The sequence below is a fragment of the Mycobacterium sp. IDUB_5 genome, from assembly GCF_055419565.1.
This window is the reverse complement of the sequence record NZ_JBVAXX010000003.1, coordinates 552,760-578,208: the sequence shown is the minus strand read 5'-3', so window position 1 is coordinate 578,208 and position 25,449 is coordinate 552,760. Positions and strand designations below refer to the sequence as shown.

Below are 25,449 nucleotides of genomic sequence, written 5' to 3'. Positions count from 1 at the left end.
CGTGTCACACGCTCTCCCCGGCGGGTTCGCGGCGGCGCGTCGGCACCCCTGACGGTTCCCCGATCGGTTTGACGGGCAGCGGGCTGCTGGTCACCTTGTGCCCCCGCACCAGCGGCAGCGTCAGCCGGAAGCAGGCGCCCTTGCCCGGCTCCCCCCAGGCTTCCAACCGGCCCTGGTGCAGCCGCGCGTCTTCGATGCTGATCGCCAGGCCGAGGCCGGTGCCGCCGGAGCGGCGCACCCGCGACGGGTCGGCCCGCCAGAACCGGCTGAACACCAGCTTCTCCTCGCCGGGCCGCAGGCCGACGCCGTAATCGCGGACGGTGACCGCGACGGTGTCGGCGTCGGCCGCCATCCGGATGCGCACCGGTTTGCGTTCGGCATGGTCGATGGCGTTGGCGATCAGGTTGCGCAGAATCCGCTCGACGCGGCGCGGGTCCACTTCGGCGATGATCCCGTCGGCGGGCAGGTCGACCATCATGTCGACCGACGCTTCCTCGGCGAGGTGCCCGACGTTGTCGAGGGCGCTGCGCACGATCGAGCGGAGGTCGACCGCCTCGACGGCGAGTTCGGCGACACCGGCGTCGTGGCGGGAGATCTCGAGCAGATCGTTGAGCAGCGATTCGAACCGGTCCAGTTCGTTGACCATCAGTTCGGTGGAGCGGCGCAGCGCGGGGTCGAGTTCCTCGGCGTGGTCATGGATGAGATCGGCGGCCATCCGCACGGTGGTCAGCGGGGTGCGCAGCTCGTGGCTGACGTCAGAGGTGAAGCGCCGCTGCAGGTTTCCGAACTCTTCGAGCTGGGTGATCTGCCGCTGCAGACTCTCGGCCATGTCGTTGAACGACACGGCGAGTCGCGCCATGTCGTCCTCACCGCGTACCGGCATGCGTTCACTCAAGTGGCCCTCGGCGAAGCGTTCGGCGATGCGTGACGCCGAGCGCACCGGCAGCACGATCTGGCGGGCCACCAGCAGTGCGATCGCGGCGAGCAGGCCCAGCAGCACCACGCCACCGGTGGCCATCGTGCCGCGCACCAGCGCGATGGTGGACTGCTCGTTGTTCAGCGGAAAGATCAGGTACAGCTCGAGATTGGTGACCGCGGACGTCGACGACGACGTCGGACTGCCGATCACCAGGGCCGGACCGGAGAAGCCGTCGGTGCGCACGGTGGCGTACTGGTAGCTGACCTGACCGGCTTTGACGAAGTCGCGCAACGAGTTCGGGATCTGGTCGATGGGACCGGCGGCGGTTGCCGCGCGCGGACCGTCGCCGGGGACGATCAGCACGGCGTCGAAGGCGCCGGCCAGTCCGGCTCCGGCATCGGCCTTGCGGTCGATCAGGGTGTTGCGGGCCAGCTGCAGGCTGCTGTCGAGGGAGCGGGTTTCCTCACCGCCGACGATGCCGCTGACCGTGGTGCGCGCGCGTTCGATCTCCTCGGTTGCCGCACCGACCTTGACTTCGAGGATGCGGTCGGTGATCTGGCTGGTGAGCACGAAGCCGAGCACCATGATGACGGTGAGTGAGAGCCCCAGGGTCAGCGTGACGACACGCAGCTGCAGGGACCGGCGCCACGCCAGGCTCACGGCGCGGCCCACCACACCCAGGCCGCGGACCAGGGGGGCCGATCGCCGGTGGATGCGCCGCCGCGAACCGAAGATCATGGGCGGTGCATCACGACGGGAGCTTCACCCGGGCGGGCCGTCCGATCACGGAGGTCCGGCCTTGTATCCCACTCCTCGAACGGTCAGCACCACCTGCGGGTTCTCTGGGTCCTTCTCGACCTTGGCCCGCAGCCGCTGCACATGCACGTTCACCAAACGGGTGTCGGCGGGGTGGCGGTAACCCCACACCTGTTCGAGCAGCACATCACGAGTAAACACCTGGCGCGGTTTCCGTGCCAGCGCCACCAGCAGGTCGAACTCGAGCGGGGTCAGCGAGATCTGCTCGCCCAGCCGGGTGACCTTGTGCGCGGGAACGTCGATGTCGACGTCGGCGATCGAGAGCATCTCGGCCGGCTCGTCCTCGTTGCGCCGCAGCCGCGCGCGCACGCGGGCCACCAGCTCCTTGGGCTTGAACGGCTTCATCACGTAGTCGTCGGCGCCGGATTCCAGCCCGAGCACCACGTCGACGGTGTCGGTCTTGGCGGTCAGCATCACGATCGGCACGCCGGAATCGGCCCGCAGCACGCGGCACACGTCGATACCGTTCATGCCGGGCAGCATCAGGTCGAGCAGCACCAGGTCGGGCCGAAGTTCCCGCACAGCGGTGAGCGCCTGGGTGCCGTCTCCGATGACGGCGGTGTCGAAACCTTCGCCGCGCAGCACGATGGTGAGCATCTCAGCCAGCGAAGGGTCGTCGTCGACGACCAGGATCCTTTGCCTCATGGTGTCCATGGTGTCACCGATGCGCTATAAACCCCGGTTACCACACGGGCGTTTCGCGTCCCAACCGGGCCGAATTCAGGCGCAGGCGTCGATGATGTCGCGCTGCTGGCTGATCGACTGCAGAACTTCGTAACCGATCTGGCGTGCGCTGGCCATCACGGGGTTGCGCTCCAGCCCGGTCGCCGCCGGATCGTCGTCGAGCGCCTGCCCCAGGGACGGGCTGGCGGCCAGTGCGGCCAGGGCGGCGGCGGCCTCGCCGTCGGCGGCCGCGGCATCGGAGCCTGCGGCCAGGGCCAGCACCAACTGCTTGCGGGAGAACTCCGCTCCGTCAGCGTCTTTGACGACGGGATTGGTCCACCAGTGCTCGAACGGGATGCGTGATCCGCGGTCGATGTGCTGACCGTCGCGGGTGCGGATCGGCGCGGGCGGATACATCCCGAGCTTCGGCACGAACTCTCCGCAGCGCTGCGAACCGGTGCGGATCTTCATCAGCGTCAGGCACGCCGCGGACGCCGCGGTCTTGGGGTTGACCACACCGGCGGTGTCGACCCACGTGAGCAGTTGCCCCACACCCAGCTCGTCGATCAGTGCGCGCGACGACGCGGTCCCGTGGACCAGGCGGCCGATGTGGCGGGCCACCTCGCGGCCCTCGAGCATCCGGCCCTGGTCGAATCGCTGTCCGGCTGCCTTGAGATCGGCGACCACTTCGTCGATCCGCGCCACCATGTCGGCCTGAATTCGAGTGCGAACGACCATCGATCCCCCTTGTCGTGTGCCGCTGTGCGACTCCCCGATCGGAGCGTACGTCTCAGGCGCGGTTTCGTCTTGCTAACCGGGTTCGCCGAGCAACCGCTCCGCGAGTGCCGCGGCGTCGACATCGGGCGGCACCACGGCCCAGGGCCCGCCCCAGGAGGCCGCGGCGAGCTCGGCGTAGACGGCGCCGGTGCGGCGCTGCAGCCCGTCGTCGCGTTCGTAGGCGTCGCGTGTGCGGTCGGCGTCGTGCGCTTCCCTGCTCGCCGCGCGTGCCGCGGCCAGTTCGGTCGGCACGTCGAGCAGGACCTGCACGTGCGGCGCGGGGAGTTGCAGCCGTCCGTACTCCAGGTCGTGAACCCAGGCGACCATGTCCCCGTCGACCCCCTGGTGCAGACGCGCGGCGCTGTAGGCGGCGTTGGAGGCGACGTAGCGGTCCAGGATCACCACGGAGTACGCCCCGGTGAGGTGGTCGATCTCGGCGCGCGCACCGGCCCGGTCCATCGCGAAGAGCACGGCCATCGCATAGACGGAGTCGGCGAGGTCGCCGTGTCGGCCGTGCAGCGCCTCGGCGGCCAGGTCAGCGGGCACCGACACTCCGTACCGCGGGAAGGCCAGATTCGCCACCGAGTGGCCGTTTGCTTCGAACGCTGACCGCAACCCATTGGTCAGGGTTCGCTTCCCCGCGCCGTCGACACCTTCTATGACGATGAGCACGAGGTGAGCCTAATCCAGTGCGGTGCGGACACCGGAGGTGATAGGTATGCACGATGAGGGGTCAGAGCAATGTCGCAACGGTAGCTGGATGCGCCGTCGCAGCGGGGGTCGGCGCGGCGGCGCTGCTGGGGTTGGGCTGCGGTGTTTCCGCGGCCGACGACGGTGGGGACACCGCTACGCACAGTCAGGTGCGGTCGGTGTCAGCGTCGGCGGACAGGGACGCCGCGCCGCGGCTGCGCACCCGCGTGGCGGAGCGCACCCGCGAGCGTGACGAACCCACCGAGCGCAAGCGCCTTTTTGCGCCGAAGAAACGCGCCGCGGCGGAGTCTGACACCGACGAGCCCACAGCCCCGGATCTCACCGCGCCGTTGCTTCCCTTGAGCAGCGTCACTCGACGTGACCGGATCCGCGACATCACCGAGGGGCCGCAGACCGTGGTCACCGGTCCCCCGTCGCTGCGGGATCGCTTGATCCTGCGGACGCTGCAGAAGCTGCGTGAGGAGGACCCCCCCTTCCTCGACGGAGACGGCGGCAGTGTGACCTACACAAGCCCGCCCAAGTGGGTGAGCGGCCGGGTCACGGTCACCGAAAGCACGTACAGCGGAATGAAAGTCGTGACGATCACCCCGAAGCGCAAGCCGACGGACGAGTACGTGCTGGCGCTGCACGGCGGCGGTTTCGTCGCCGAGGCGAACATCATCAACTGGGCCGACTACACGGCGATGGCCCGTCAGACGGGCGCGACGGTGGTGGTGCCGATCTACCCGTTGGCGCCACCCAAGGGCACCGCGACGCTCGAGGGGCTGGTGCCGCCGATGGCGGACTACCTGTCGCTGATGATCGCCGAGCACGGCACCGACAACGTGGCTCTGTATGGCGATTCCGCGGGTGGCACGTACGCGATGTTGGTGGCGCAGGAGTTGGTGCGCCGGTGCCGGGCCGACGCGGCCTGCGATCCCGAGGAGGATCAGCCGTCGCGGATGGTGCTGATCTCCCCGGTGCTGCATCTGACGCTGTCCGGGCCCATCGTCGACGACATCGACGATCCGATCATTCCGCCGCGTCCCGCGCCGACACCCGGCGGCAGCGTGAATCCCGATGACCCGCACATCAATCCGATCATGGTCGACGATCTGACCGGGTTGCCGCCGACGGCGATCTACGTCGGAACCGTCGAACGGCCCTACCCCGGCGACCTGATGTTCCGCGACAAGCTGCTCGCCCAGGACCCTGACGCGAATTTCACCGTGGTGATCGGTGACGGGCAGATGCACGACTGGGCGCTGGGCGGCATCTTCGTCAATTCTCAAGCACGCCAGTGGCGTCCGACGATCTACGACCAGCTGGGCCTGGTCTAGCGGAGGTCGTAGGACTGCAGCACGACGGAGTCGCGCGGCGGGTCGAGGAACACCCGGGTGCTCATGCGCCCCGGCGAGAACGCCATGTTCAGCTCCACCCCGGTGCGGAACGGCCCGGGCGGGACGTCGGCCTCGAGCACCTTCTGGACGGCGGGCCGATGCTCGGTCGGCTCTGAAACATGCTGGCGCAGAAGCGTAGCCATGGTCGCCGGGGTCACCGCGACGACGGCGTCGATCCACACCGCAGTGGCCTGTGAGGCCGTACCGGAGTTGTCCCAGCGGATCCACGACGCCGCGACCGGGACGCCGAGCGCGGGAAAGGTGCGTGCCAGCTCGCCGGTGTCGTGCCGGACGTCGATCGCGGGCCGGGACGCGGTGGTCTCAGGCGCCTCCTGCGCGGGGCTCTGACACCCGGTCAGCAGAAGCGACGCAACGAAAAGGGCGCGCCCGACGGCACTGAGTGTCGCCGCGCGCGCCCGATTCGTCATGTCAGTAGCGGTAGTGCTCCGGCTTGTACGGGCCGTCGACGTCGACGCCGATGTACTCGGCCTGCTCCTTGGTGAGCCTGGTCAGCGAGCCGCCGAGCGCCTCGACGTGGATCTTGGCGACCTTCTCGTCGAGGTGCTTGGCGAGGCGGTAGACCTCGTTGTCGTACTCGTCGTTCTTGGTCCACAGCTCGATCTGCGCGATGACCTGGTTGGAGAAGCTGTTGCTCATCACGAACGACGGGTGGCCGGTCGCGTTGCCGAGGTTCAGCAGGCGTCCCTCGCTCAGCACGATGATCGAGTGGCCGTCGGGGAAGATGAACTCGTCGACCTGCGGCTTGATGTTGATGCGGCGGATGTCCTTGTCCCGCTCCAGGCGGGCCATCTCGATCTCGTCGTCGAAGTGGCCGATGTTGCCCAGGATCGCCTGGTGCTTCATCTTGCGCATGTGGTCGAGGGTGATGATGCCCTGGTTGCCGGTGGCGGTGATGACGATGTCGGCCCAGCCGATGGCCTCTTCGACGGTCTTGACCTCGAAGCCGTCCATCAGCGCCTGCAGCGCGTTGATCGGGTCGATCTCGGTGACTGCCACGCGGGCACCCTGGGCCTTGAGCGCCTCGGCGCAGCCCTTGCCGACGTCACCGTAGCCGCACACCAGCGCGGCCTTGCCGCCGATGAGGACGTCGGTGCCGCGGTTGATGCCGTCGATCAGCGAGTGCCGGGTGCCGTACTTGTTGTCGAACTTGCTCTTGGTGACCGAGTCGTTGACGTTGATGGCCGGGAACGACAGCTCACCGGCAGCGGCGAACTGGTACAGGCGCAGCACGCCGGTGGTGGTCTCCTCGGTGACGCCCTTGACGGACTCGGCGACCTTGGTCCACTTGGTGTCATCAGCCTCGAGCGAACGACGCAGCAGGTTCAGGAAGACCTTGTACTCGTCGGAGTGCTCGTCGTCCTCGGGCGGCACGACGCCGGCCTTCTCGAACTGCGCGCCGCGCAGCACCAGCATGGTGGCGTCGCCACCGTCGTCGAGGATCATGTTGGCGGGCTCGCCCGGCCACGTCAGCATCTGCTCGGCGGCCCACCAGTACTCCTCGAGCGTCTCACCCTTCCAGGCGAAGACGGGGACGCCCTTGGGCTCCTCGACGGTGCCGTGCGGTCCGACGACGACGGCCGCGGCGGCGTGGTCCTGGGTGGAGAAGATGTTGCAGCTGGCCCAGCGCACCTCGGCGCCGAGGGAGACCAGCGTCTCGATCAGCACGGCGGTCTGGACGGTCATGTGCAGCGAGCCGGACACCCGGGCGCCCTTGAGCGGGGCCACGTCGGCGTATTCACGGCGCAGCGCCATCAGGCCGGGCATCTCGTGCTCGGCGAGCCGGATCTCCTTGCGGCCGAACTCGGCGAGCGAGAGGTCGGCGACCTTGTAGTCGATGCCGTTACGAACGTCGGCAGTCAGTTCTGGTGCAGTCATGTAGAGCCCCTTTTTGATTCGTCACTTTGCCTCTAGAGCGCACAACGGTGCGCTGGCGACACACTCAGCCTGCGGGCTCGCGGGACAGGCGCACATTTTCCGAGCAAGCGGAAGCGCACTGCCAGCCGAGTGGTATCCACAACACCCTAGCTGCCGGCGAAGGCCGTCTCCAATTCGCCCTGTATGACGTCATGTTTGGTCGCGATTCGGCGCGGGGTACACCGCCGCGCCGGTATCGGTCGCAGCGAGGGGATGTGGACGGGTGGACGAACGCGCGTCGGCGGTGGGTCGGCGGTCGCTGATCTCGCTTGCCGTGCTGAATTTCTTCCTCGCCGACGCCCGCGACGGTCTCGGTCCGTTTCTGGACGCGTTCCTCGCCACGCGGGGGTGGTCGCCGTTCGCACTCGGCGCGATCGCGACGGTCGGCGGCCTGATCGGGCTGGCGGTGACGCCGGCGTTCGGGGCGCTGGTCGACGCGACGCGGTACAAGAGGGCGCTTGTCGCGGTCCCGGTGATCGTCGTGACGGCCGTGGGTCTGGCCACGCTGGTGGCGCCGACCCCGGCGATCGTGTGGGTCGGACAGGTGGGCACCGCGGTCGTCGCCGCGGTGATCGGGCCGGCGCTGATGGGGCTGACCCTCGGGTTGATCGGCCCGCGGTTGTTCGGTCAGCAGGTCGCCCGCAACGAGTTCTGGAACCACGCGGGCAACGTCGTCTCCCTGGCCGCGGTGTTCGTCTTCGTCTCCCTCTACGGCGAGCACGCGGTCATCACGCTGATGCTGGTGACCGCGGTGGGCGCCGTGGTGGCTGCGGTGGCCATCGATCCGGCGCGCATCGACCACGATGCGGCACGCGGCCTCGACGACACCGACGGCCACGCAGCACCGTCAGGATTTCGGGTGTTGCTGAAAACTCCCGGCCTGCTGCTGCTCGCGGTCGTGCTGCTGATGTTCCACTTCGGCAATGCGCCGATGAGCAGGCTGGTGGCGCAGGAGTTCGCGATCGAGCTGGGCACGCCGTTTCGCACCACCGCGATCATCACCGGCGTGGCACAGCTCGCGATGATCGCGGTCGCGGTGCTCGCTCCGCTGATGATCCGGCGGTTCGGGCTGTCGACCGTGTTGCTGGTGGCGCTGTGCGCTCTGCCGGTGCGCGGGCTCATCGCGGGCACCAATTCGGGTTTCTGGACGATCTTTCCGGTGCAGGCGCTCGACGGGGTGGGCGCCGGTCTCGTCGGCATCGCGACGCCGGTCGCGGTCGAGCGGCTGCTTGCCGGATCCGGCCGGTTCAACGTCGGATTCGCCGCGGTGATGACGATGCAGGGCGTCGGCGCGTCGCTGAGCAATGTCGTGGCCGGATCGGTGGTGAGTGCGCGCGGCTACCAGGCGTCGCATCTGCTCAGTGCCGCAGTCGCGGTCGTCGCGGTCGGGATCTTCCTGCGGTTCCGGCGCGCGATCGCACCGGAGCGGACGGATCCGACGGACGTCGCGTCGGCTACTTCGTCTCGATGACGCCGTAGCGCTCGGCGAACGGCGTCATCAACCGGGCCAGGTCGCGGGCCACGTCGTGGTCGGCTTCGGGGGGCATCGAGATGTAGCTCATCGCGAGCCGGACGATCGCGCGGGCCAGCACGCCCGCATCCTCTTGGCTGCAGCGCACCCAGCTGGTCATGAACAGCTCGGTCAGCCGTGTCGAGCAGTGCGTGATGATCGGCGCGCTGTCGGTCGTGATGATCTGTAGCAGATCGGGTTTGGAGGTTCCGGTGAGCAGCGAGATGACCAGCGGATCGGCGGCCGACTCGAGGAAGAAGTCACGGAACCCCTGCAGGAACGCGGCATACACGTCGCCCACGTTGGCGGCGATCGCGTTCTGGATCTGGCCGACGAGCCGGTCGGCCAGTCGCAGCGCGTAGCCCTGGGCGAGGCCTTGGCGCGAGCCGAATTCGTTGTAGATGGTCTGCCGGCTGATGCCCGCGGACTTGGCCACGTCGGAGAGGGTGATCGACGACCAGTCACGGGTGAGCAGCAGGTCGCGCATCCCGTCGAGGATGGAGTCACGCAGCAGTACGCGCGACGCCTCGGCGTAGCTGATGCGCTTGTCGTGGGGACCGCTCACACGCGCGACTGTATCGGTCGCCGCGGTCCCGCGAGCGCGCGTGTCTGCACGCCCGTGGCCGGTGTGTCGCGCGCTGGAGCGCACGCTCACCGGCCACGAGGGCGCGTTCACGGCCGTGACACCTCCACCATGTCGAAGTCGGACTTCGCTGCACCGCAGTCCGGGCAGCTCCAGTCGTCGGGAATGTCGTCCCAGCGGGTGCCCGGGGCGATGCCGTCCTCGGGCCAACCCTTGGCTTCGTCGTACTCGAAGCCGCACTGCACGCACACGTAGAGCTTGAATGCGTCTGTCTGCTCTTCGCGCGAGCGCTCATCGCTACTCACTGGGTCACTCCTATCGGTTCGAAATCGATCTTCTCGCGCACCGCACAATCGGGGCAGGCCCACTCGTCGGGAATGTCACCCCATTCAGTACCGGCCGGAAATCCTTCGCGCGGAGCACCTTTGGCTTCGTCGTAGACGTAGTCACACCCGGGGCAGCGGTAGGCGGTCACGAGGTCACCCCGTAGCGGGCACGCATCCGCGGGTGGATGTTGGCACGGCTGACGTCGCCGTCGTAGTGATCGATGACGCGATGATCCATCACCTTGCGCCACAGCGGCGGGAAGTAGGTGAGCCCGATCATCGAGGCGTAACCACTGGGCAGGTTCGGCGCGTCGGCCATGCTGCGCAGGGTCTGGTAGCGCCGCGTCGGGTTCGCGTGATGGTCGCTGTGGCGTTGCAGGTGGTAGAGGAACAGGTTGGTCACGATGTGATCGGAGTTCCAGCTGTGCACCGGCGCGCACCGCTCGTAGCGGCCATTCGAGTTCTTCTGCCGCAGCAACCCGTAGTGCTCGAGGTAGTTGACGGTCTCCAGCAGCGTGAAGCCGAAGACTGCCGAGATCACGACGAACGGGATCAGCTCGATGCCGAACACGGCGATCAGGATGCCGTAGAGCACCACCGACATCGCCCACGCGTTGAGCACGTCGTTAGACCAGTGCCACGTGGGCTTGCCGGCGCGCTCCAGGCGCTTGGCCTCCAGCTCCCAGGATGAGCGCAGGCTGCCGAAGATGCTGCGCGGCAGGAACTCCCAGAACGTCTCCCCGAGGCGGGCCGATGCCGGATCCTCGGGTGTCGCGACGCGGACGTGGTGGCCGCGGTTGTGCTCGATGTAGAAGTGGCCGTAGCAGGTCTGCGCCAGGGTGATCTTCGACAGCCACCGCTCGAGCGAGTCCTTCTTGTGCCCCATCTCGTGAGCGGTGTTGATGCCCACGCCGCCTAGCACGCCCACCGACAGCGCCAGCCCGATCTTCGCCGGCCAGGGCAGCCCGCCGTCGAAGCCGAGCCAACTCAGGTCCGACGCGGTGAACAGGTAGGCGCCCAGGATCACGCTGGCGTACTGGAACGGAATGTAGATGTAGGTGCAGTAGCGGTAGTACTTGTCGTTCTCCAGCCGCTCCATCACCTCGTCGGGCGGGTTCTGCCCGTCGGGCCCGAACTTCAGGTCGAGGGCCGGCAGTAGGACGTAGAGCAGGATCGGGCCGATCCACAGCGGCACCTGCGCCGCGCCGTGCCAACCCCAGTGGTTGAGCGCCCAGACGAGCGGCAGCATGACGAAGATCGCCGTCGGTGCGATCAATCCCATCAGCCAGAGGTAGCGCTTCTTGTCGCGCCACTCCCCCAGGTCTGGCCCCTGGGGCATTCCGTTGAGTTCCTGTGTGGTCATCCGAGTGCCTCCTCGCTGTGAGTGCGATCACCAGTCGAGTTTGACTATAGATGCGTTTTTGTCGCCCGTCTAGACATAGACACCTACTTTGTAAAGACCGCCTCGTGGTGCGAGCGCGCGTGTCTGCACACCGCTGCCCGGTGTGTCGTGTGCAGGAGCGTGCCTTCGAGCCCGGCGAGCGCGCGCGAAATGACAGAAAGAGCCGCGCGCCGACGTACAGACCCGCGCGCTCGCGGAAGGACGGAGCTAGCCCCGGCGGGCGACCAGCGAGTGGCGTCGGCCGTAGAGGAAGTAGACGACCACGCCCGCGCCCATCCAGATCAGGAAGCGGATCCAGGTCAGCCCGGTCAGGTTCAGCATCAGCCACACGCACGCGATGATCGACAGCACCGGCAGCACCGGCACCCACGGCGTCGTGAATCCACGCTTCAGATCGGGCCGCGTCCGCCGCAGCACCAGCACCCCGGCCGATACCAGGACGAAGGCGAACAGCGTGCCGATGTTCACCATCTCCTCGAGCTTGCCGATGGGGAACACGGTCGCGGTGATCGCGACGACGACACCGACCAGCAGCGTGATCCGCACCGGCGTGCCGTGCTTGCCGGTCTTGGCCATTCCCCGGGGCAGCAGGCCGTCGCGCGACATCGCGAAGAGCACGCGGGTCTGCCCCAGCACCAGCACGATCACCACGGTCGTGAGCCCGGCCAGCGCTCCGATCGAAATCACCTTGGCCGCCCAGTCCACGCCGTTCAACGAGAACGCGGTCGCCAGGTTCTGCGTCTCGGCGTCGCGTAGCTCCTTGTAGCTGACCATGCCGGACACGACGACGGTGACGGCGACGTAGAGGACGGTGACGATGCCGAGGGAGGCGAGGATGCCGCGCGGCACGTCGCGCTGCGGGTTCTTGGTCTCTTCGGCCGTGGTGGCGACGATGTCGAACCCGATGAACGCGAAGAACACGATCGAGGCGCCCGCGAGCACGCCGTACAGGCCGTAGTGGCTGCCTTCGGCGCCGGTCAGCAACGAGAACAGCGACTGCTCGGTGCCGGACCCGCCCTCGCCGGCTTCGGTCGGCGGGATGAACGGTGTGTAGTTCTGGGTCTTGATGTAGAACGCGCCGACCATGACGACGAGCAGGACGACCGCGACTTTGATGGCGGTGATCGCGAGACTGACGCCGGCCGAGAGTTTCGTGCCGTAGGCGAGGATCGCGGTGACGAACGCGATGATCAGCAGCGCGCCCCAGTCCACGTCGAACCCGCCGATATCGGCGACGCCGCCTCCGAAGCCGAACACGGTGCCCAGGTAGCTCGACCAGCCCTTGGCGACGACGGCGGCCGCCACCGCGAACTCGAGGATCAGGTCCCAGCCGATGATCCACGCGACGAACTCGCCGAACGTCGCGTAGGAGAACGTGTAGGCGCTGCCCGCCACGGGCACCGTCGAGGCGAATTCGGCGTAGCAGAGCGCCGCGAGCCCGCACGCGACGGCGGCGATGATGAACGACACCGAGATCGCCGGGCCGGTCAGGTTGGCCGCGGTGGACGCGGTGATCGTGAAGATGCCGGCGCCGATGACGACCGAGACGCCGAAGACGGTGAGATCCCACCAGGTCAGGTCCTTGCGAAGCCGGGTGTCGGGCTCGTCGGTGTCGGCAATCGACTGTTCCACCGACTTGATCCGGCGCCTGTTCGTCGTCCGCGCCGCCGACTCCTGCGTCATCAACGTCCTCGTTTCGTCATCGCTTCTGCGGGAATGTACCCATAACCCCTCATAAAATGACCCTCAATGGCACCTCTCATGACACGAACCCGTGCGATCGTCATCGGCGCCAGCCTCGGCGGGCTGTGCGCGGCAAAGGTGCTCTCCGAAGAATTCGAGCGAGTCACCCTTTTCGAGCGCGACGTCCTGCCTGACGGCCCCGCGAACCGACCGGCCGTTCCGCAGGGCCGCCACGTGCATCTGCTCATGGCGCGCGGCGCCAACGAGTTCGAGGCGCTGTTTCCCGGGTTGCTCGACGACATGGTCGCGGCCGGCGTGCCGATCCTCGAGAACCGACCGGACTGCATCCACTTCGGCGCGGCCGGGCACGTCCTCGGCACCCAGCACACGCTGCAGAACGAATTCACCGCCTACGTCCCGAGCCGGCCGCACCTGGAGTGGCAGATCCGCCGCCGCGTGCTCGAGCTGCCGAACGTCACGTTGGTCAACGACAGCGTCGACGAACCCGTCTACGACGGGCACCGGGTCACCGGGGTGACGGTGGGGGGCGACACGTTCGACGCCGATCTGGTGGTCGACGCCACCGGGCGCGGCACCCGGCTGCCGGTCTGGTTGGCGCAGTGGGGGTTCGAACGTCCCCCCGAGGACACCGTCGAGGTGGGCATCGGGTACGCCACCCACCAGGTGCGAATTCCCGACGGTCTCATCGCCGAGAAGGTCGTGGTGGCCGGCGCTTCCCGGGAGCAGCCACTGGGTCTGGGCATGCTCTACTACGAGGACGGCAACTGGGGGCTGACCACGTTCGGCATCGCAAAAGTGCCGCCGCCCAAGGACTTCGAAGGGATGTGCGCGCTCGCCGATGAGATCCTCCCGGCGCACGTGAGCGCCGCGCTGCGCCAGGGCGAGCCGATCGGCGAGGTGGCCTTCCACAAGTATCCGACCAGCCGCTGGCGGCGCTATGACAAACTCGACCGCTTCCCCGACGGCATCATGCCGTTCGGCGATGCGGTGGCGAGCTTCAACCCGACGTTCGGGCAGGGCATGACGATGACGTCGCTGCAAGCGGGTCATCTGCAACGCGCCCTGGCCGAACCGGGTGAGAATCTGGGTCTGACGTTCGCCAAGGCCACCCAGAAGACGACGTGGCCGGTGTGGACGATGAACGCGGTGGGTGACCTGGTGTTGCACCGGGCGGAGGGGCCGATGCCGTGGTGGTACCGGCCGGTCGGATCGTTGTTCGACCAGTTTCTCGGCGCGGCCGAAACGGATCCTGTTCTGGCCGAATGGTTCCTGCGCAGGTTCAGTCTGCTCGACAACCTCTACATGGTGCCGTCGGCGAAGCTGGTGGGCCGCACGGTGCGTCACAACATGCGGTTGTGGGCGGCCGAGAGGAAGACTAGAGGCCGACGGTCACGCGAAACAGCCGCGTCGGCTCCTGCGCCATCAGCCTGATCGGCCCGTCGTCGGCGGCCACCCACGCCGCCGCCCCTCGCTGCAATGTCACTGCCGACGCCTTGGCATGCACCGTTGCGCAGCCCTGCGTGCACAGCAGGATCTGAGGCCCATCGTGAAGGGTGGGCGCGTCGATCTCGTGACCGAGGTGCTCACCGTCGACGGCGAGCACCGACACCGCGAATTCTGGTGCGGGCGTGGGGTAGACGAGCTCCGCGCCGTCGCGGACGGGTTCGGGTGAGACGATGACGTCGACGGCCGGGGCGAAGTCGAGGACCCGCAACAGCTCGGGGACGTCGACGTGCTTGGGCGTCAGACCGCCGCGAAGAACGTTGTCGGAGTTGGCCATCACTTCCACGCCGACTCCCTGCAGGTAGGCGTGCAGGTTGCCGGCAGGCAGGTAGATCGCCTCGCCGGGCTGCAGCGTGAGTCGGTTCAGCAGCATCGAGGCCAGCACCCCGGCATCACCGGGATAGCGCTCACCGAGTTCGAGCACCGTCTTGGCTTCGCGCGCGAATTCCTGTTCACCCGAACGCAGATAGCCGATGGCACCGTCGAGCACGGCGGGCACCAGGACGTCGAGGTCAGGCTGAGGGAACGTGATCCAGGTGGTGAACAGCGCCCGCAGGCCGTCGGCGTCGGACTGCCCGGACAGCAGGTTGATGAACGGGTCGAGTTCGGCGACACCGAGTGCGCGCATCAACCTGACCGATCGCGCCGCCGGAGCGAAGCCGGCCAGCGCCTCGAACGGGCTGAGCGCGACGATGATCTCGGGTTTGTGGCTGCGATCTCGATAGTTGCGGGTGGGTGCATTGACCGGAAGTCCCATCCGATCCTCGCGCGCGAAACCCTCGATCGCCTGCTCGGTGCTGGGGTGCGCCTGCAGCGAGAGCGGTTCGTCGGCGGCGAGCACCTTGACCAGGAACGGTAGCGAGTCGCCGAACCGGCCCCGAACCACCTGTCCCAGTTCACCTTCGGGATCGGCGCGCAGCGCGTCGAGGAGCGAGCGGTCGCCGTCGTCGGTCTGCAGGTGAGCCGGGTCGCCGGGATGGGCGCCGAACCACAGTTCGGCCTCCGGGTGGGGGGTGGGGCTGGGCGCCCCGGTGAATTCAGCTATCGCAGTCCGCGAACCCCACGCATAGGTCCGCACCGCGCCCCTGAGCAGATGCACTCGCCTCAACCTCGAATCAGACGCTGATAGACGGCCGCCATCTCCAAGCGGACCGCCATCAGCGCCAGTTGTTGCTCGGGTCGGCTGATGCCGGGCGTCTTTGTTGAGCCCAGCACCTCCTCCCCGACTCCCCCGAGTTCCGGTACGTCGTTCGCATTGAGCACGGACACGTCGTCGAAACCGCGTAGCCGCGTCGACACTCCCGCCCTGTCCTCGTCCGAGGTCAGCACGATGGTGCGCGCACGTTGCGGCAGCGGGCCGTCGAGTTCCTCGTCATGGAAGATCGACAGCTCCTCGAAACCGGACGAGGTGCGCCCCCATCCTGAGCCCAGCGCCACCAGCACGTCGGCCAGTTCCGCGGCGGCCACGGTCTGCTGGGCCACCCGTAACATCACGGTGCAGGCATGCCGGGCCAGTGTCAGCGTGGCCGGGGTGTCGCCGGCGATCACGACGTCGCGGTCGAGCATGCGCTGGCTCAGCTCTTTGGCGGGGTTGGTGAAAACCTCACGCGCAGCGCTGTTTCGGAATGCTTCGGCGTCGAGGTCGTCGGCGAGGGTGGCGAGGTTCACCCGGACACCCGGTGTGACCGCCTCGAGCGCGGCGAGGCCGGCGGCAAGGTAGCGGGCCAGCGTGAAGTCGTCGGGCACGGGTAGCCGCGGCGGCAGCGCCACCGAGCGTCCGGCGGTCGCGTCGCGCAGGGGTCCCTCGTACGGGGCGACGACGATGACGCGGGCCCCGCGGCGCACTCCCATCGCGGCCGCGGTCACCAGCGCGGGATCGCCGGGGTCGTCACCGGCGATGATCAGGACGTCGAGCGCGCCGATCCACGGTGGCGCCTCGGTGGCGACCACGATCGGGGCGGGCAGGGAACCGCCGAGCACGGCGGCGAGCATCGAGCCCGCGGTCGACGCGGTGCCGCGGCCGGATATCCAGATCACGGTGCGGGGCGGCGCATCGGAGCGCACCGAATCGAGTTCCCCTTCGGACAGCGCCGCCGCGGTGGCCCGCACCTGCGCACCGGCCATCGATGCGGCGCGCAGCAGCCCGTGCCGATCCGCGGCCAGCAGGCCTTCGGTGTCGTCGAGGTCCACCACGACGGTCGCTGTCACGTGAATTCCCCTGCTCCCGCGGTGATCAGCGCACCGATCTCGTCGATCAGCGCGGCCACCTCCTCGGGGGTGCGGGCCTCGGCGTTGAGCCGCAGCAGCGGCTCGGTGTTCGACATGCGCAGGTTGAACCAGCTGCCGTCACCGAGGTCGACGGTGACGCCGTCGAGGTGATCCATGGCGTGCACCCGGGACCCGAACGCGGCGAGTACGGCGTCGACGACGGCGGGGGCGTCGGTGACGGTGTAGTTGATCTCGCCGGAGGCTTCGTAGCGTTCGTAGTCGGCCATGATCTCCGACAGCGGGCGGTCCTGTTCGCCGAGCGCGGCCAGCACGTGCAGCGCGGCGAGCATGCCGGAGTCGGCACCCCAGAAGTCGCGGAAGTAGTAGTGCGCGGAGTGTTCGCCGCCGAAGATCGCGCCGGTCTCGGCCATCAGCGCCTTGATGTAGGAGTGCCCGACCCGCGAACGCACGGGTGTGCCGCCGCGCTCGGTGACCAGCTCGGGCACGGCGCGGGAGGTGATCAGATTGTGGATCACCGTCGCGCCGATCTCGCGGGTCAGTTCGCGCGCGGCGACCAGCGCCGTGACCGCCGACGGGGAGACCGCCTGGCCGCGTTCGTCGACGACGAAGCAGCGGTCGGCGTCGCCGTCGAAGGCCAGCCCGATGTCCGCACCTGTCTCGAGGACGAAGCTCTGCAGGTCGACGAGGTTGGCCGGGTCCAGCGGGTTCGCCTCGTGATTGGGGAACGTGCCGTCGAGTTCGAAGTACAGCGGCGACAGCGAGATCGACGAGATCGGGCCCAGCACCCCGGGGGTGGTGTGGCCGGCCATCCCGTTACCGGCATCGACGGCGACCTTGAGCGGACGCAGCGCGCTGACGTCGACCAGCGAGCGCAGGAAATCGCCGTAGTCGGCGAGCACGTCGCGGTCGGAGATCGTGCCGCGCGGCCCGTCGTGGTCGGGGACGCCGTCGATCACCTCTTGAGCGACGGTGGCCAACCCTGTTTCGCGCCCGACGGGTTTGGCTCCGGCGCGGCAGAGTTTGATGCCGTTGTAGGCGGCCGGATTGTGGCTCGCGGTGAACATCGCCCCGGGGCAGTCCATCAGTCCGGACGCGAAGTAGAGCTGATCGGTGGAGGCCAAACCGATGCGCACGACGTCGAGTCCCTGCGCCATGACGCCCTCGGCGAACGCGCCCGACAGTACCGGCGAACTCTCCCGCATGTCGTAGCCGATGACGACCTGCGTCGCAGTGTCGCGGACCAGGCGGGCGAATGCCGCGCCGACCTCGGCGACGAACTGCTCGTCGATCTGTTCACCCACGAGTCCGCGCACGTCGTAGGCCTTGATGACGCGCTGTACTGCCTCGGCGGGCCGGGACATGGGGCTCCTCACGCTGACGTGCTGACCGGTGGTGCCAGCCTAGCTGCCGGGAGCCGCGTGCAGGGCCTGCACGGCGTCTCTGCGACGTCAGTCCGGCGGGTCGGGAAGAACCCGCAGATGCCCGCGTCGGCGACCGTTGGCCTCGGGCCGGCGCACGGGTGGGGCCATCAGTGCGCCGCTCTGGGTGCCGGTGACGGGGTCGGTGAAGCCGGTGAAGGCAGCAACCGGCCCAGCCGGCGCGTCCCGGCCTTCGCGCACCGCGTCGGCGAGCGCCACGAGGTCGTCGTCGTCGGGGTGGGACGGCAGCGGTCCGGCGTGGCGGACCAGTTCCCAACCGCGTGGGGCGGTGATGCGTCCGGCGTGCATGACGCACAGATCCCAGGAGTGCGGCTCGGAGACAGTGGCCAGAGGGCCGACGACGGCGGTCGAGTCCGAGTAGACGAACGTGAGCGTCGCGACCGCGTAGTGCGGGCAGCCTGGACGGCAGCAGCGACGGGGAACATTCACGAACGGAAGGTTATCGTCTGTGTTCGTCCGCGCCGCGCGGACACGCGAGCCGCGAGGGGCCCGAAGCCCAACCGTTACGATCTTTTTCGTGACCGGGCAGAACCACCGAGGGTCCCGGCGTGGCCGTGGGATGCGAGGGCCGCTGCTGCCCCCCACCGTTCCGGGCTGGCGCACCCGCGCTGAGCGCTTCGACATGGCGGTGCTCGAGGCCTATGAGCCGATCGAGCGGCGGTGGCAGGAGCGGGTCGCGTCGTTGGATGTCGCGGTCGACGAGATCCCGCGGCTGGCCCCCAAGGACCCGGACAGTGTGCAGTGGCCGCCCGAGGTCGTCGCCGACGGGCCGATCGCGCTTGCGCGCCTGATCCCCGCCGGGGTCGATGTTCGCGGCAACTCGACGAGAGCGCGAATTGTGTTGTTCCGCAAGCCGATCGAGCGACGAGCCAAAGACACCGTCGAGCTGACCGACCTTCTGCATGAGCTTCTGGTGGCGCAGGTGGCCACTTATCTGGGCGTCGAGCCGTCCGTCATCGATCCGACGATCGACGAGGACTAGCTGCGCCTAGATGATGCCGCGCTTGATGCGACGGCGTTCGCGCTCAGACAGTCCACCCCAGATGCCGAAGCGCTCGTCATTGGCCAGCGCGTACTCCAGGCAGGCGTCCTTCACTTCGCAGCCCTGGCAGATGCGCTTGGCTTCCCGAGTCGAGCCACCCTTCTCCGGGAAGAAGGCCTCGGGGTCGGTCTGCGCGCACAGCGCGCGCTCCTGCCACTGGTCCTCGTCGGTTGCCAGCTCGTCGTCGATCGGGTCGGGCACCACACTCAATTGCGGGCGTCCCCCGATGCTTGCAGCCATCGGATCGGTCTGGATGTGCGGTGCACTTCCCACCGAGCCGAGGAGCCTGCTGTCGAAATGAACCGAGTTGCCGAAATCGGCCTGTTCAAAAGCCATGTTCCCCTCCTCCACAGGTCTCGTAGATCCGTTGTAGCCAGCCCCACTATTTGCTCTGTGTGGCCACCCAATTCGAACAAGTGATCGAATCTCGGTCTGCGACACCGGAACCGGCCGGAGAACCGCGAATGACACTGCTGTGATTACACACGCGTTAGCTGTCTCGGTCAAGCGCTGGAACAGGAATTCATACCATTCCGTGACTCGATTTCGGCGCGTCGCGTTGTGGCGTGTCTGTCACGTTGCCGATCCGGGCCACCTCCGGGGCACGGTCCGCGGCGGTGTGCGCCTAGTCTCGGTCGGTGTGAAGGTCACTGTTCTGGTCGGCGGCGTGGGTGGCGCTCGCTTCCTCCTGGGTGTTCAACATCTATTGGGGTTGGGGCAGTTCAGTACTCACGATACCGATGAGCACGAAGTGACTGCTGTGGTCAATGTTGGCGATGACGCCTGGATGTTCGGCGTGCGCATCTGCCCCGACCTCGACACCTGCATGTACACATTGGGCGGCGGTATCGACCCCGAGCGCGGCTGGGGGCACCGAAACGAAACCTGGCACGCCAAGGAGGAACTCGCGGCCTATGGCGTGCAGCCCGATTGGTTCGGTCTGGGCGACCGCGATCTGGCCACGCACCTGGTGCGCAGCCAGATGTTGCGCGCGGGCTACCCGCTCTCCCAGGTCACCGAGGCGCTGTGCGCGCGCTGGAACCCCGGCGCCCGGCTGCTGCCGGCCAGCGATGACCGCAGTGAAACCCACGTCGTCATCACCGATCCCGAGGACCACGAGAAGAAGGCCGTCCACTTCCAGGAGTGGTGGGTCAGGTATCGCGCCCAGGTGCCCACCGAGAGCTTCGCGTTCGTCGGCGCCGACAAGGCCACTGCCGCACCGGGTGTCACCGAGGCGATCGAGGGTGCCGACATCGTGCTGATCGCACCGTCGAACCCGGTCGTCAGCATCGGCTCGATCCTGCGGGTCGGCGGTATCCGCGCCGCGCTGCGCGCCACGTCGGCGCCGGTGATCGGGTACAGCCCCATCGTGGCGGGAAAGCCGTTGCGCGGCATGGCTGATGCGTGCCTGTCGGTGATCGGTGTGGACAGCACCTCCGAGGCGGTCGGCGCGCTCTACGGCGCCCGTTCGGGCACCGGCATCCTGGACGGCTGGCTGGTGCACACAGGCGACGACGCGGTGATCGACGGTGTGACGGTGCGGTCGGCGCCTCTGCTGATGAGCGAGCCGGCGGTCACCGCGGAGATGGTGCGCGCCGGTCTGGATCTGGCAGGGGTGAATCTGTGAGAGACCACGGAACGTCGGCTCCCCTGGAACTGCTGCCGGTACCGGGACTTCCGGAGTTCCGGCCGGGCGACGACCTCGGGGCTGCGATCGCCGAGGCCGCCCCCTGGCTGCGCGACGACGACGTGGTGGTCGTCACCAGCAAGGTGCTCTCGAAATGCGAGGGCCGCATGGTCGACGCGCCCGCCGACCCCGAGCTGCGAGACACTCTGCGCCGCAAGTTGATCGACGGTGAGGCGGTGCGAGTGTTGGCCCGCAAGGGGCGCACGCTGATCACCGAGAACGCGCTCGGGTTGGTGCAGGCGGCCGCGGGTGTGGACGGGTCGAACGTCGATTCCCACGAACTCGCACTGCTCCCCGTCGATCCCGACGGCAGCGCGGCCGCGTTGGTGCAGGCGTTGCGGGAGCGGCTCGGCGTGCGCGTCGGCGTCGTCGTCACCGACACGATGGGCCGGGCGTGGCGTACGGGACAGACCGACGTCGCGATCGGCGCCGCCGGCCTGGAGGTGCTGCACGCCTATGCCGGGGAACACGACCAGCACGGCAACGAGTTGATCGTCACCGAGATCGCGGTCGCCGACGAGATCGCCGCCGCCGCCGACCTCGTGAAGGGCAAGCTGACCGCGGTCCCGGTCGCGGTGGTGCGCGGGCTGACGCTGCGTGACGACGGGTCGACGGCGCGCAACCTGGTGCGCGCCGGCGAGGAAGACCTGTTCTGGCTCGGCACCGAAGAAGCCATCGCGCTGGGGCGCTCGCAGGCGCAGCTGCTGCGGCGGTCGGTGCGCAGCTTCAGTGCCGACCCGGTGCCGTCCGAGCTGGTCGAGTCCGCCGTCGCGGAGGCGCTCACCGCGCCTGCGCCGCACCACACTCGGCCGGTGCGCTTCGTGTGGGTGCGCGACATGTCGGTGCGGATCCGGCTGCTCGACGCGATGAAGGAGTCGTGGCGGGCGGATCTGCTGGGCGACGGGCGTGACCCCGCCGCGGTGGAGCGCCGGGTGTCGCGCGGCCAGATCCTCTATGACGCACCTGAATTGGTGATCCCGTTCATGGTGCCCGACGGTGCGCACAGCTATCCCGACGAGCACCGCACCGCGGCCGAGCACACGATGTTCACCGTGGCCGTCGGTGCGGCGGTGCAGGGTCTGCTGGTGGGGCTCGCGGTGCGCGGAGTGGGCAGCTGCTGGATCGGGTCGACGATCTTCGCGCCCGATCTGGTGCGCGCCGAGCTGGATCTGCCCGCGGACTGGGAGCCGTTGGGGGCCGTCGCGATCGGCTACGCGGCCGACGGGCCGGCCGCGCCGCGGGAGCCGGTGCCCACCGACGGCGTGCTGGTCATCCGGTGAGCCTGCACCAGTCGGCCATCGACACGCTCACGCGGTGGCAGCCGGCCGATCAGGGCCAGGAGTCGATGCGGCATGCCGTGCTGGCGTTCCTCGACGCCAATCCGAAGGCATGCCTGCGGGAGTCGGTGTCCGGGCACATCACGGGGTCGGCGCTGGTGCTCAATCACGAGGGCACGCATGCGCTTCTGACGTTGCATCCGCGGTTCGGCCGCTGGTTGCAGCTCGGCGGGCACTGCGAGCCCGAGGATCCCACGCTGGTCGCGGCGGCGTTGCGGGAAGCCACCGAGGAGTCGGGTATCGAGGGGTTGACCATCGACGAGTTGCCGACGGCGATCCACGTGCACCCGGTGACGTGTTCGCTGGGTGTGCCGACGCGGCATCTCGACGTGCAGTTCGTGGTGCGTACGCCACGCGGAGCGCACGCCGAGATCAGCGATGAGTCCCTCGATCTTCGGTGGTGGCCGCTGGACGACCTGCCGGGCGGCAGCGACTTCGGCCTGCGCCACCTAGCGGCCCTCGCGAAAGTGCAGCCACGGTAGTCACCGCGCGCTCGCAGCTACCGTGAGCGCACTTTCGCGAATGCGCCACGCCGCGGCGACCCTCTCGACAATGTCGTCCTCGGTGTCTTCGCTGATCACCTTGATGTGCAGCCACTCCCGAGCGCGGATCAGCCGCAGCCGCTGCTCGTCCCAGACGTACTGATTCCGGTCCTTGCGGTGGTGGTCGCCGTCGTATTCCACCGCGATCTTGGCGTCCTTCCACCCCATGTCGAGAAACGCGAACGGCTTGCCGCGGCTGTTCAGTAGTGGGATCTGCGTCGCGGGCCGCGGAAAGCCACGCCGCACCAGAAGCATCCGCAGCCAGGTCTCCTTCGGCGATTGCGCTCCCCCATCCATGTGCCCCACCGCGGTGCGCAGCTTCTTCACCCCCCGAGCGCCGGGATACACGTCGGCGAGAGCGAGGATCTGCCCAGCAGTGACGTGCGCCGCGTTGGCAAGCGCATCGAGATGCTCGACGGCGCGAGCGAGTGGTAAGTGACGCCCGAGGTCGAGCGCCGTACGGGCACGCGAGCTCACCGACATGCCTCCGATGCGAACCACTTCTTCGGCGGTGATGCGCTCGCTTCGCGAGACGATCCCTGGCGGAGGACGTTTGCAGTCATAGATCAGCTCGATCGGGACGCGGTCGTCGACCCAGCGGGCGCCGTGCAGTGCGGCCGCCGCTCTGCCCGCGATCACCGCACGCCGCTGAGACCACAGCCACGCACCGACGGTGCGGTCGGCGAGAGAGGCTTCGGCATCGCGAGCGATGTAGACGTTGGGGTACAGGCGTCGAAAGCCGTAGCGCAATTCACCGGGAGTCAGCACTCCAGCGGCAATCGCCTCGCTACCGAGAAACACCGTCTGCATGTGCCGAGCGTTCCTGCGCCGTCCGACAGGACACACACCTCGGAGAGGGGTTATCCACAGCCCGTCTTCCGCGAAAGTGCGCTGACGGTAGCTCGGAGACGCTCGGCGCTACCGTGAGAGCACTCTCGCGGCAGACAAGCCTTAGATGTCCGTCGAGAAGCGGATGCCGCCGTCGGGAATCGTGATCCCCGGCCACACCCGTGCCCCACGCAGCAGCTCACAGCGCGCCCCGACGTCGGCGCCGTCGCCGATCACGCCGTCGCGGATCAACGCCCGCGGCCCGATGTGCGCGCCGAAGCCGATGATCGACCGCTCGATCACCGCGCCCGCACCCACTTTCGCGCCGTCGAAGATCACCGCGCCGTCCAACCGCGCCCCGCCGGCGATCTCGGCGCCGCGACCGATCACGGTGCCGCCGATCAACAGCGCGCCCGGCGCGACCGACGCCCCGTCGTGCACCAGCGATTCGCCGCGATGCCCGCCCAGAGCCGGCGACGGCGCGATGCCACGCACCAGATCCGCCGAGCCGCGCACGAAGTCCTCCGGCGTGCCCATGTCACGCCAGTAGGTCGAATCCACGTAGCCGCAGACCTTTCGGCCGTCGGCGAGCAGTCCGGGAAAGACCTCGCGCTCCACGGACAGCGCGCGGCCGGTCGGGATCTGCTCGATGATCGACCGCTTGAACACGTAGCAGCCGGCGTTGATCTGGTCGGTCGGCGGGTCTTGCGTCTTCTCCAGGAAGGCCGTCACGGTGCCGTCGGATTCGGTTGGCACGCAACCGAATGCGCGGGGATCACCGACGCGCACCAGGTGCAGCGTGACGTCGGCCTGGTTCTCGGAGTGCGAATTCAGCAGTGCGCGCAGGTCGCATCCGCTCAGCACGTCGCCGTTGAAGACGACGGCAGTGTCGTGGCGCAGTTTGGATGCGACGTTGGCGATTCCGCCGCCGGTGCCCAACGGCTCGTCCTCGACGACGTAGTCGATCTGCAGGCCGAGTTTCGAGCCGTCGCCGAATTCGGCTTCGAACACGCCCGCCTTGTAGGAGGTTCCGAGCACCACGTGTTCGATGCCGGCGTCGGCGATCCGTGACAGCAGGTGGGTCAGGAACGGCAACCCGGCGGTGGGCAACATCGGCTTGGGGGCCGACAAGGTCAGTGGGCGCAGGCGTGTGCCCATGCCGCCGACAAGGACGACCGCATCGACATCGGCTGGATTCACCGTCACCCCTGCCCTTTCAGCTGCCCCCTCGGGCTTTCAGAGAACTTCGCACCACCAGGCGTGATCGCGCCCCCAGTGCCGCCCGGAACGCCCACCGTAGCGGAGCGTGCCGTCGCTTCGGGTAACGATCCGCGAGAAAAGTGTAAGTGCTCGCGTGGTGGGCGGCGAGGTTGCGGGCGGGATCGCGGCCAGTCGAGTGACCTTTGGCGTGCAGCACCTCCGCTGAGGGGACGTAGACGTTCTGCCACCCGGTGCGGCCGAGCCGATCGCCGAGGTCGACGTCCTCCATGTACATGAAGTAGCGCTCGTCGAAGCCGGCGATCTCGGCGTAGGCGGCGCTGCGCATCAGCAGGCAGGATCCGGAGAGCCAGCCGACGGCGCGTTCGCTGGGGTCCTCTCTCTCCTGGCGGTAGACGGCGGTCCACGGGTTCGACGGCCAGATCGGTCCGACGACGGCGTGCATGCCGCCCCGGATGATCGACGGCAGGTGCCGCGCCGAGGGGTACACCGACCCATCGGGGTCGCGGATCAGCGGGCCCAGAGCGCCGGCCCGGGGCCACCGGCCGGCGGCTTCCAACAGCAGGTCGATGCTGCCGGGTCCCCATTGCACGTCGGGGTTGGCGACGACGAACATGTCGGTGGTCGTGGACAGTCCGTATTCGGTGACGGCCCGGTTGATCGCCGAGCCGTAGCCGAGGTTCGCCCCGGTGCGGAGCAGGCGGGCGTTGGGGTACCGCGCGATCGCTTCCTCGGGTGTGCCGTCGTCGGAGCCGTTGTCGGCCATGATCACGGTCACGGGCCGTTCGGTGGCGTGGGCCAGCGACGCGAGGAACCGATCCAGATGCGGCCCCGGTGAGTAGGTCACCGTGACGACAAAGAGTTCGTCGCTCACGCGGGGACCATCCATCTCACGGCGT

Annotated in this window: 26 protein-coding genes; 7 read left to right on the top strand and 19 right to left on the bottom strand. The window is 68.3% G+C overall.

Going from position 1 to position 25,449, the window contains the following annotated elements:
• Nucleotides 1-4: 4 nt before the first annotated feature.
• From mtrB to ACZY1G_RS12015, 4 genes are all read right to left on the bottom strand, one after another.
• The gene (gene mtrB, locus ACZY1G_RS12030) at nucleotides 5-1,657 is read right to left on the bottom strand and encodes an MtrAB system histidine kinase MtrB (protein WP_463814514.1); all 1,653 of its coding nucleotides are present in this window, start codon (nucleotides 1,655-1,657) and stop codon (nucleotides 5-7) included.
• A gap of 45 nt (nucleotides 1,658-1,702) precedes the next feature.
• Nucleotides 1,703-2,389: a two-component system response regulator MtrA gene (mtrA, locus tag ACZY1G_RS12025; RefSeq protein ID WP_163686772.1), complete on the bottom strand. Its 687-nt coding sequence runs from the start codon at nucleotides 2,387-2,389 to the stop codon at nucleotides 1,703-1,705.
• 66 nt (nucleotides 2,390-2,455) lie between these two features.
• On the bottom strand, nucleotides 2,456-3,136 hold the full coding sequence (locus tag ACZY1G_RS12020; protein WP_463814513.1) for a hypothetical protein: 681 nt from the start codon (nucleotides 3,134-3,136) through the stop codon (nucleotides 2,456-2,458).
• A 72-nt stretch (nucleotides 3,137-3,208) separates the two neighbouring features.
• Entirely contained in the window at nucleotides 3,209-3,847 is a 639-nt protein-coding gene (locus ACZY1G_RS12015) for a dTMP kinase (protein WP_463814512.1), read from the bottom strand.
• Nucleotides 3,848-3,900: 53 nt separating this feature from the next.
• On the opposite strand from ACZY1G_RS12015, the gene ACZY1G_RS12010 reads away from it, so the two are divergent.
• Nucleotides 3,901-5,205, top strand: coding sequence for an alpha/beta hydrolase (locus ACZY1G_RS12010; RefSeq protein ID WP_463822496.1), 1,305 nt, complete (start codon nucleotides 3,901-3,903; stop codon nucleotides 5,203-5,205).
• Here the strand turns inward: ACZY1G_RS12010 and ACZY1G_RS12005 are convergent.
• Nucleotides 5,202-5,693, bottom strand: coding sequence for a hypothetical protein (locus ACZY1G_RS12005; protein WP_463822495.1), 492 nt, complete (start codon nucleotides 5,691-5,693; stop codon nucleotides 5,202-5,204). The two genes, ACZY1G_RS12010 and ACZY1G_RS12005, sit on opposite strands and share 4 nt — an antisense overlap.
• Before the next feature lies 1 nt (nucleotide 5,694).
• A complete protein-coding gene (gene ahcY / locus ACZY1G_RS12000) occupies nucleotides 5,695-7,161 on the bottom strand; it encodes an adenosylhomocysteinase (protein ID WP_463814509.1) in 1,467 nt (488 codons plus the stop codon).
• A gap of 262 nt (nucleotides 7,162-7,423) precedes the next feature.
• On the opposite strand from ahcY, the gene ACZY1G_RS11995 reads away from it, so the two are divergent.
• A complete protein-coding gene (locus tag ACZY1G_RS11995; protein WP_463822494.1) occupies nucleotides 7,424-8,671 on the top strand; it encodes an MFS transporter in 1,248 nt (415 codons plus the stop codon).
• Here the strand turns inward: ACZY1G_RS11995 and alkX are convergent.
• The 5 genes from alkX to ACZY1G_RS11970 form a co-directional block, all read right to left on the bottom strand.
• Nucleotides 8,655-9,275 (bottom strand): TetR family transcriptional regulator AlkX, encoded by a 621-nt coding sequence (alkX, locus tag ACZY1G_RS11990; protein ID WP_463814507.1) that lies wholly within the window; start codon nucleotides 9,273-9,275, stop codon nucleotides 8,655-8,657. The genes ACZY1G_RS11995 and alkX overlap by 17 nt on opposite strands.
• Nucleotides 9,276-9,382: 107 nt before the next feature.
• Entirely contained in the window at nucleotides 9,383-9,598 is a 216-nt protein-coding gene (locus ACZY1G_RS11985; RefSeq protein ID WP_463814506.1) for a rubredoxin, read from the bottom strand.
• The gene (locus ACZY1G_RS11980; RefSeq protein ID WP_463814505.1) at nucleotides 9,595-9,768 is read right to left on the bottom strand and encodes a rubredoxin; all 174 of its coding nucleotides are present in this window, start codon (nucleotides 9,766-9,768) and stop codon (nucleotides 9,595-9,597) included. Before ACZY1G_RS11980 ends, ACZY1G_RS11985 begins: the two co-directional genes overlap by 4 nt.
• Nucleotides 9,765-10,982, bottom strand: a complete 1,218-nt coding sequence (locus ACZY1G_RS11975) for an alkane 1-monooxygenase (RefSeq protein WP_463814504.1) — start codon at nucleotides 10,980-10,982, stop codon at nucleotides 9,765-9,767. The genes ACZY1G_RS11980 and ACZY1G_RS11975 overlap by 4 nt, the downstream gene beginning before the upstream one ends.
• A 246-nt stretch (nucleotides 10,983-11,228) precedes the next feature.
• Nucleotides 11,229-12,704, bottom strand: coding sequence for an APC family permease (locus ACZY1G_RS11970; protein ID WP_463822493.1), 1,476 nt, complete (start codon nucleotides 12,702-12,704; stop codon nucleotides 11,229-11,231).
• Between the two features lie 78 nt (nucleotides 12,705-12,782).
• Between ACZY1G_RS11970 and ACZY1G_RS11965 the strand changes: the two genes are divergently transcribed.
• Nucleotides 12,783-14,156, top strand: a complete 1,374-nt coding sequence (locus tag ACZY1G_RS11965) for an FAD-dependent oxidoreductase (RefSeq protein WP_463822492.1) — start codon at nucleotides 12,783-12,785, stop codon at nucleotides 14,154-14,156.
• Here the strand turns inward: ACZY1G_RS11965 and manA are convergent.
• From manA to ACZY1G_RS11945, 4 genes are all read right to left on the bottom strand, one after another.
• Nucleotides 14,101-15,327 carry a mannose-6-phosphate isomerase, class I gene (manA, locus tag ACZY1G_RS11960; protein WP_463814502.1) on the bottom strand — a complete coding sequence of 409 codons (1,227 nt, stop codon included), beginning with the start codon at nucleotides 15,325-15,327 and terminating at the stop codon, nucleotides 14,101-14,103. The genes ACZY1G_RS11965 and manA overlap by 56 nt on opposite strands.
• Before the next feature lie 5 nt (nucleotides 15,328-15,332).
• Entirely contained in the window at nucleotides 15,333-16,436 is a 1,104-nt protein-coding gene (locus tag ACZY1G_RS11955; protein ID WP_463822491.1) for a TobH protein, read from the bottom strand.
• Nucleotides 16,433-17,818 (bottom strand): phosphomannomutase/phosphoglucomutase, encoded by a 1,386-nt coding sequence (locus tag ACZY1G_RS11950; protein WP_463814500.1) that lies wholly within the window; start codon nucleotides 17,816-17,818, stop codon nucleotides 16,433-16,435. The genes ACZY1G_RS11955 and ACZY1G_RS11950 overlap by 4 nt, the downstream gene beginning before the upstream one ends.
• Before the next feature lie 87 nt (nucleotides 17,819-17,905).
• Nucleotides 17,906-18,325, bottom strand: coding sequence for a DUF3499 domain-containing protein (locus ACZY1G_RS11945; RefSeq protein WP_463814498.1), 420 nt, complete (start codon nucleotides 18,323-18,325; stop codon nucleotides 17,906-17,908).
• 130 nt (nucleotides 18,326-18,455) lie between these two features.
• Here ACZY1G_RS11945 and ACZY1G_RS11940 point away from each other — a divergent pair, with 130 nt between their 5' ends.
• Nucleotides 18,456-18,878, top strand: a complete 423-nt coding sequence (locus ACZY1G_RS11940) for a metallopeptidase family protein (protein WP_335329349.1) — start codon at nucleotides 18,456-18,458, stop codon at nucleotides 18,876-18,878.
• Nucleotides 18,879-18,884: 6 nt separating this feature from the next.
• On the opposite strand, the gene ACZY1G_RS11935 is transcribed toward ACZY1G_RS11940, so the two are convergent.
• Nucleotides 18,885-19,148: a WhiB family transcriptional regulator gene (locus tag ACZY1G_RS11935; RefSeq protein WP_463814878.1), complete on the bottom strand. Its 264-nt coding sequence runs from the start codon at nucleotides 19,146-19,148 to the stop codon at nucleotides 18,885-18,887.
• A 430-nt stretch (nucleotides 19,149-19,578) separates the two neighbouring features.
• On the opposite strand from ACZY1G_RS11935, the gene cofD reads away from it, so the two are divergent.
• The 3 genes from cofD to ACZY1G_RS11920 are packed head-to-tail and all read left to right on the top strand — an operon-like array spanning nucleotide 19,579 to nucleotide 22,444.
• A complete protein-coding gene (gene cofD, locus ACZY1G_RS11930; protein WP_463814497.1) occupies nucleotides 19,579-20,565 on the top strand; it encodes a 2-phospho-L-lactate transferase in 987 nt (328 codons plus the stop codon).
• Nucleotides 20,562-21,905, top strand: coding sequence for a coenzyme F420-0:L-glutamate ligase (locus ACZY1G_RS11925; protein WP_463822490.1), 1,344 nt, complete (start codon nucleotides 20,562-20,564; stop codon nucleotides 21,903-21,905). The genes cofD and ACZY1G_RS11925 overlap by 4 nt, the downstream gene beginning before the upstream one ends.
• Nucleotides 21,902-22,444, top strand: a complete 543-nt coding sequence (locus tag ACZY1G_RS11920) for an NUDIX hydrolase (RefSeq protein WP_463822489.1) — start codon at nucleotides 21,902-21,904, stop codon at nucleotides 22,442-22,444. Before ACZY1G_RS11925 ends, ACZY1G_RS11920 begins: the two co-directional genes overlap by 4 nt.
• On the opposite strand, the gene ACZY1G_RS11915 is transcribed toward ACZY1G_RS11920, so the two are convergent.
• The 3 genes from ACZY1G_RS11915 to ACZY1G_RS11905 all read right to left on the bottom strand — a co-directional run bounded on the left by ACZY1G_RS11915 (nucleotide 22,445) and on the right by ACZY1G_RS11905 (nucleotide 25,424).
• The gene (locus tag ACZY1G_RS11915) at nucleotides 22,445-23,314 is read right to left on the bottom strand and encodes a hypothetical protein (RefSeq protein ID WP_463822488.1); all 870 of its coding nucleotides are present in this window, start codon (nucleotides 23,312-23,314) and stop codon (nucleotides 22,445-22,447) included.
• Between the two features lie 141 nt (nucleotides 23,315-23,455).
• The gene (gene manB, locus ACZY1G_RS11910; RefSeq protein WP_463814877.1) at nucleotides 23,456-24,532 is read right to left on the bottom strand and encodes a mannose-1-phosphate guanylyltransferase; all 1,077 of its coding nucleotides are present in this window, start codon (nucleotides 24,530-24,532) and stop codon (nucleotides 23,456-23,458) included.
• Between the two features lie 16 nt (nucleotides 24,533-24,548).
• Nucleotides 24,549-25,424, bottom strand: coding sequence for a glycosyltransferase family 2 protein (locus ACZY1G_RS11905; RefSeq protein WP_463822487.1), 876 nt, complete (start codon nucleotides 25,422-25,424; stop codon nucleotides 24,549-24,551).
• Between the last annotated feature and the right edge of the window lie 25 nt (nucleotides 25,425-25,449).

Coding starts and splice junctions, on each gene's coding strand:
- ACZY1G_RS11975 (WP_463814504.1), bottom strand. CDS start 10,982: ATGACCACACAGGAACTCAACGGAATGCCCCAGGGGCCAGACCTGGGG.
- mtrA (WP_163686772.1), bottom strand. CDS start 2,389: ATGGACACCATGAGGCAAAGGATCCTGGTCGTCGACGACGACCCTTCG.
- ACZY1G_RS11950 (WP_463814500.1), bottom strand. CDS start 17,818: ATGTCCCGGCCCGCCGAGGCAGTACAGCGCGTCATCAAGGCCTACGAC.
- ACZY1G_RS11915 (WP_463822488.1), bottom strand. CDS start 23,314: ATGCAGACGGTGTTTCTCGGTAGCGAGGCGATTGCCGCTGGAGTGCTG.
- mtrB (WP_463814514.1), bottom strand. CDS start 1,657: ATGATCTTCGGTTCGCGGCGGCGCATCCACCGGCGATCGGCCCCCCTG.
- ahcY (WP_463814509.1), bottom strand. CDS start 7,161: ATGACTGCACCAGAACTGACTGCCGACGTTCGTAACGGCATCGACTAC.
- ACZY1G_RS12010 (WP_463822496.1), top strand. CDS start 3,901: ATGAGGGGTCAGAGCAATGTCGCAACGGTAGCTGGATGCGCCGTCGCA.
- ACZY1G_RS12020 (WP_463814513.1), bottom strand. CDS start 3,136: ATGGTCGTTCGCACTCGAATTCAGGCCGACATGGTGGCGCGGATCGAC.
- ACZY1G_RS12005 (WP_463822495.1), bottom strand. CDS start 5,693: ATGACGAATCGGGCGCGCGCGGCGACACTCAGTGCCGTCGGGCGCGCC.
- ACZY1G_RS11970 (WP_463822493.1), bottom strand. CDS start 12,704: ATGACGCAGGAGTCGGCGGCGCGGACGACGAACAGGCGCCGGATCAAG.
- ACZY1G_RS11940 (WP_335329349.1), top strand. CDS start 18,456: ATGCGAGGGCCGCTGCTGCCCCCCACCGTTCCGGGCTGGCGCACCCGC.
- ACZY1G_RS11965 (WP_463822492.1), top strand. CDS start 12,783: ATGACACGAACCCGTGCGATCGTCATCGGCGCCAGCCTCGGCGGGCTG.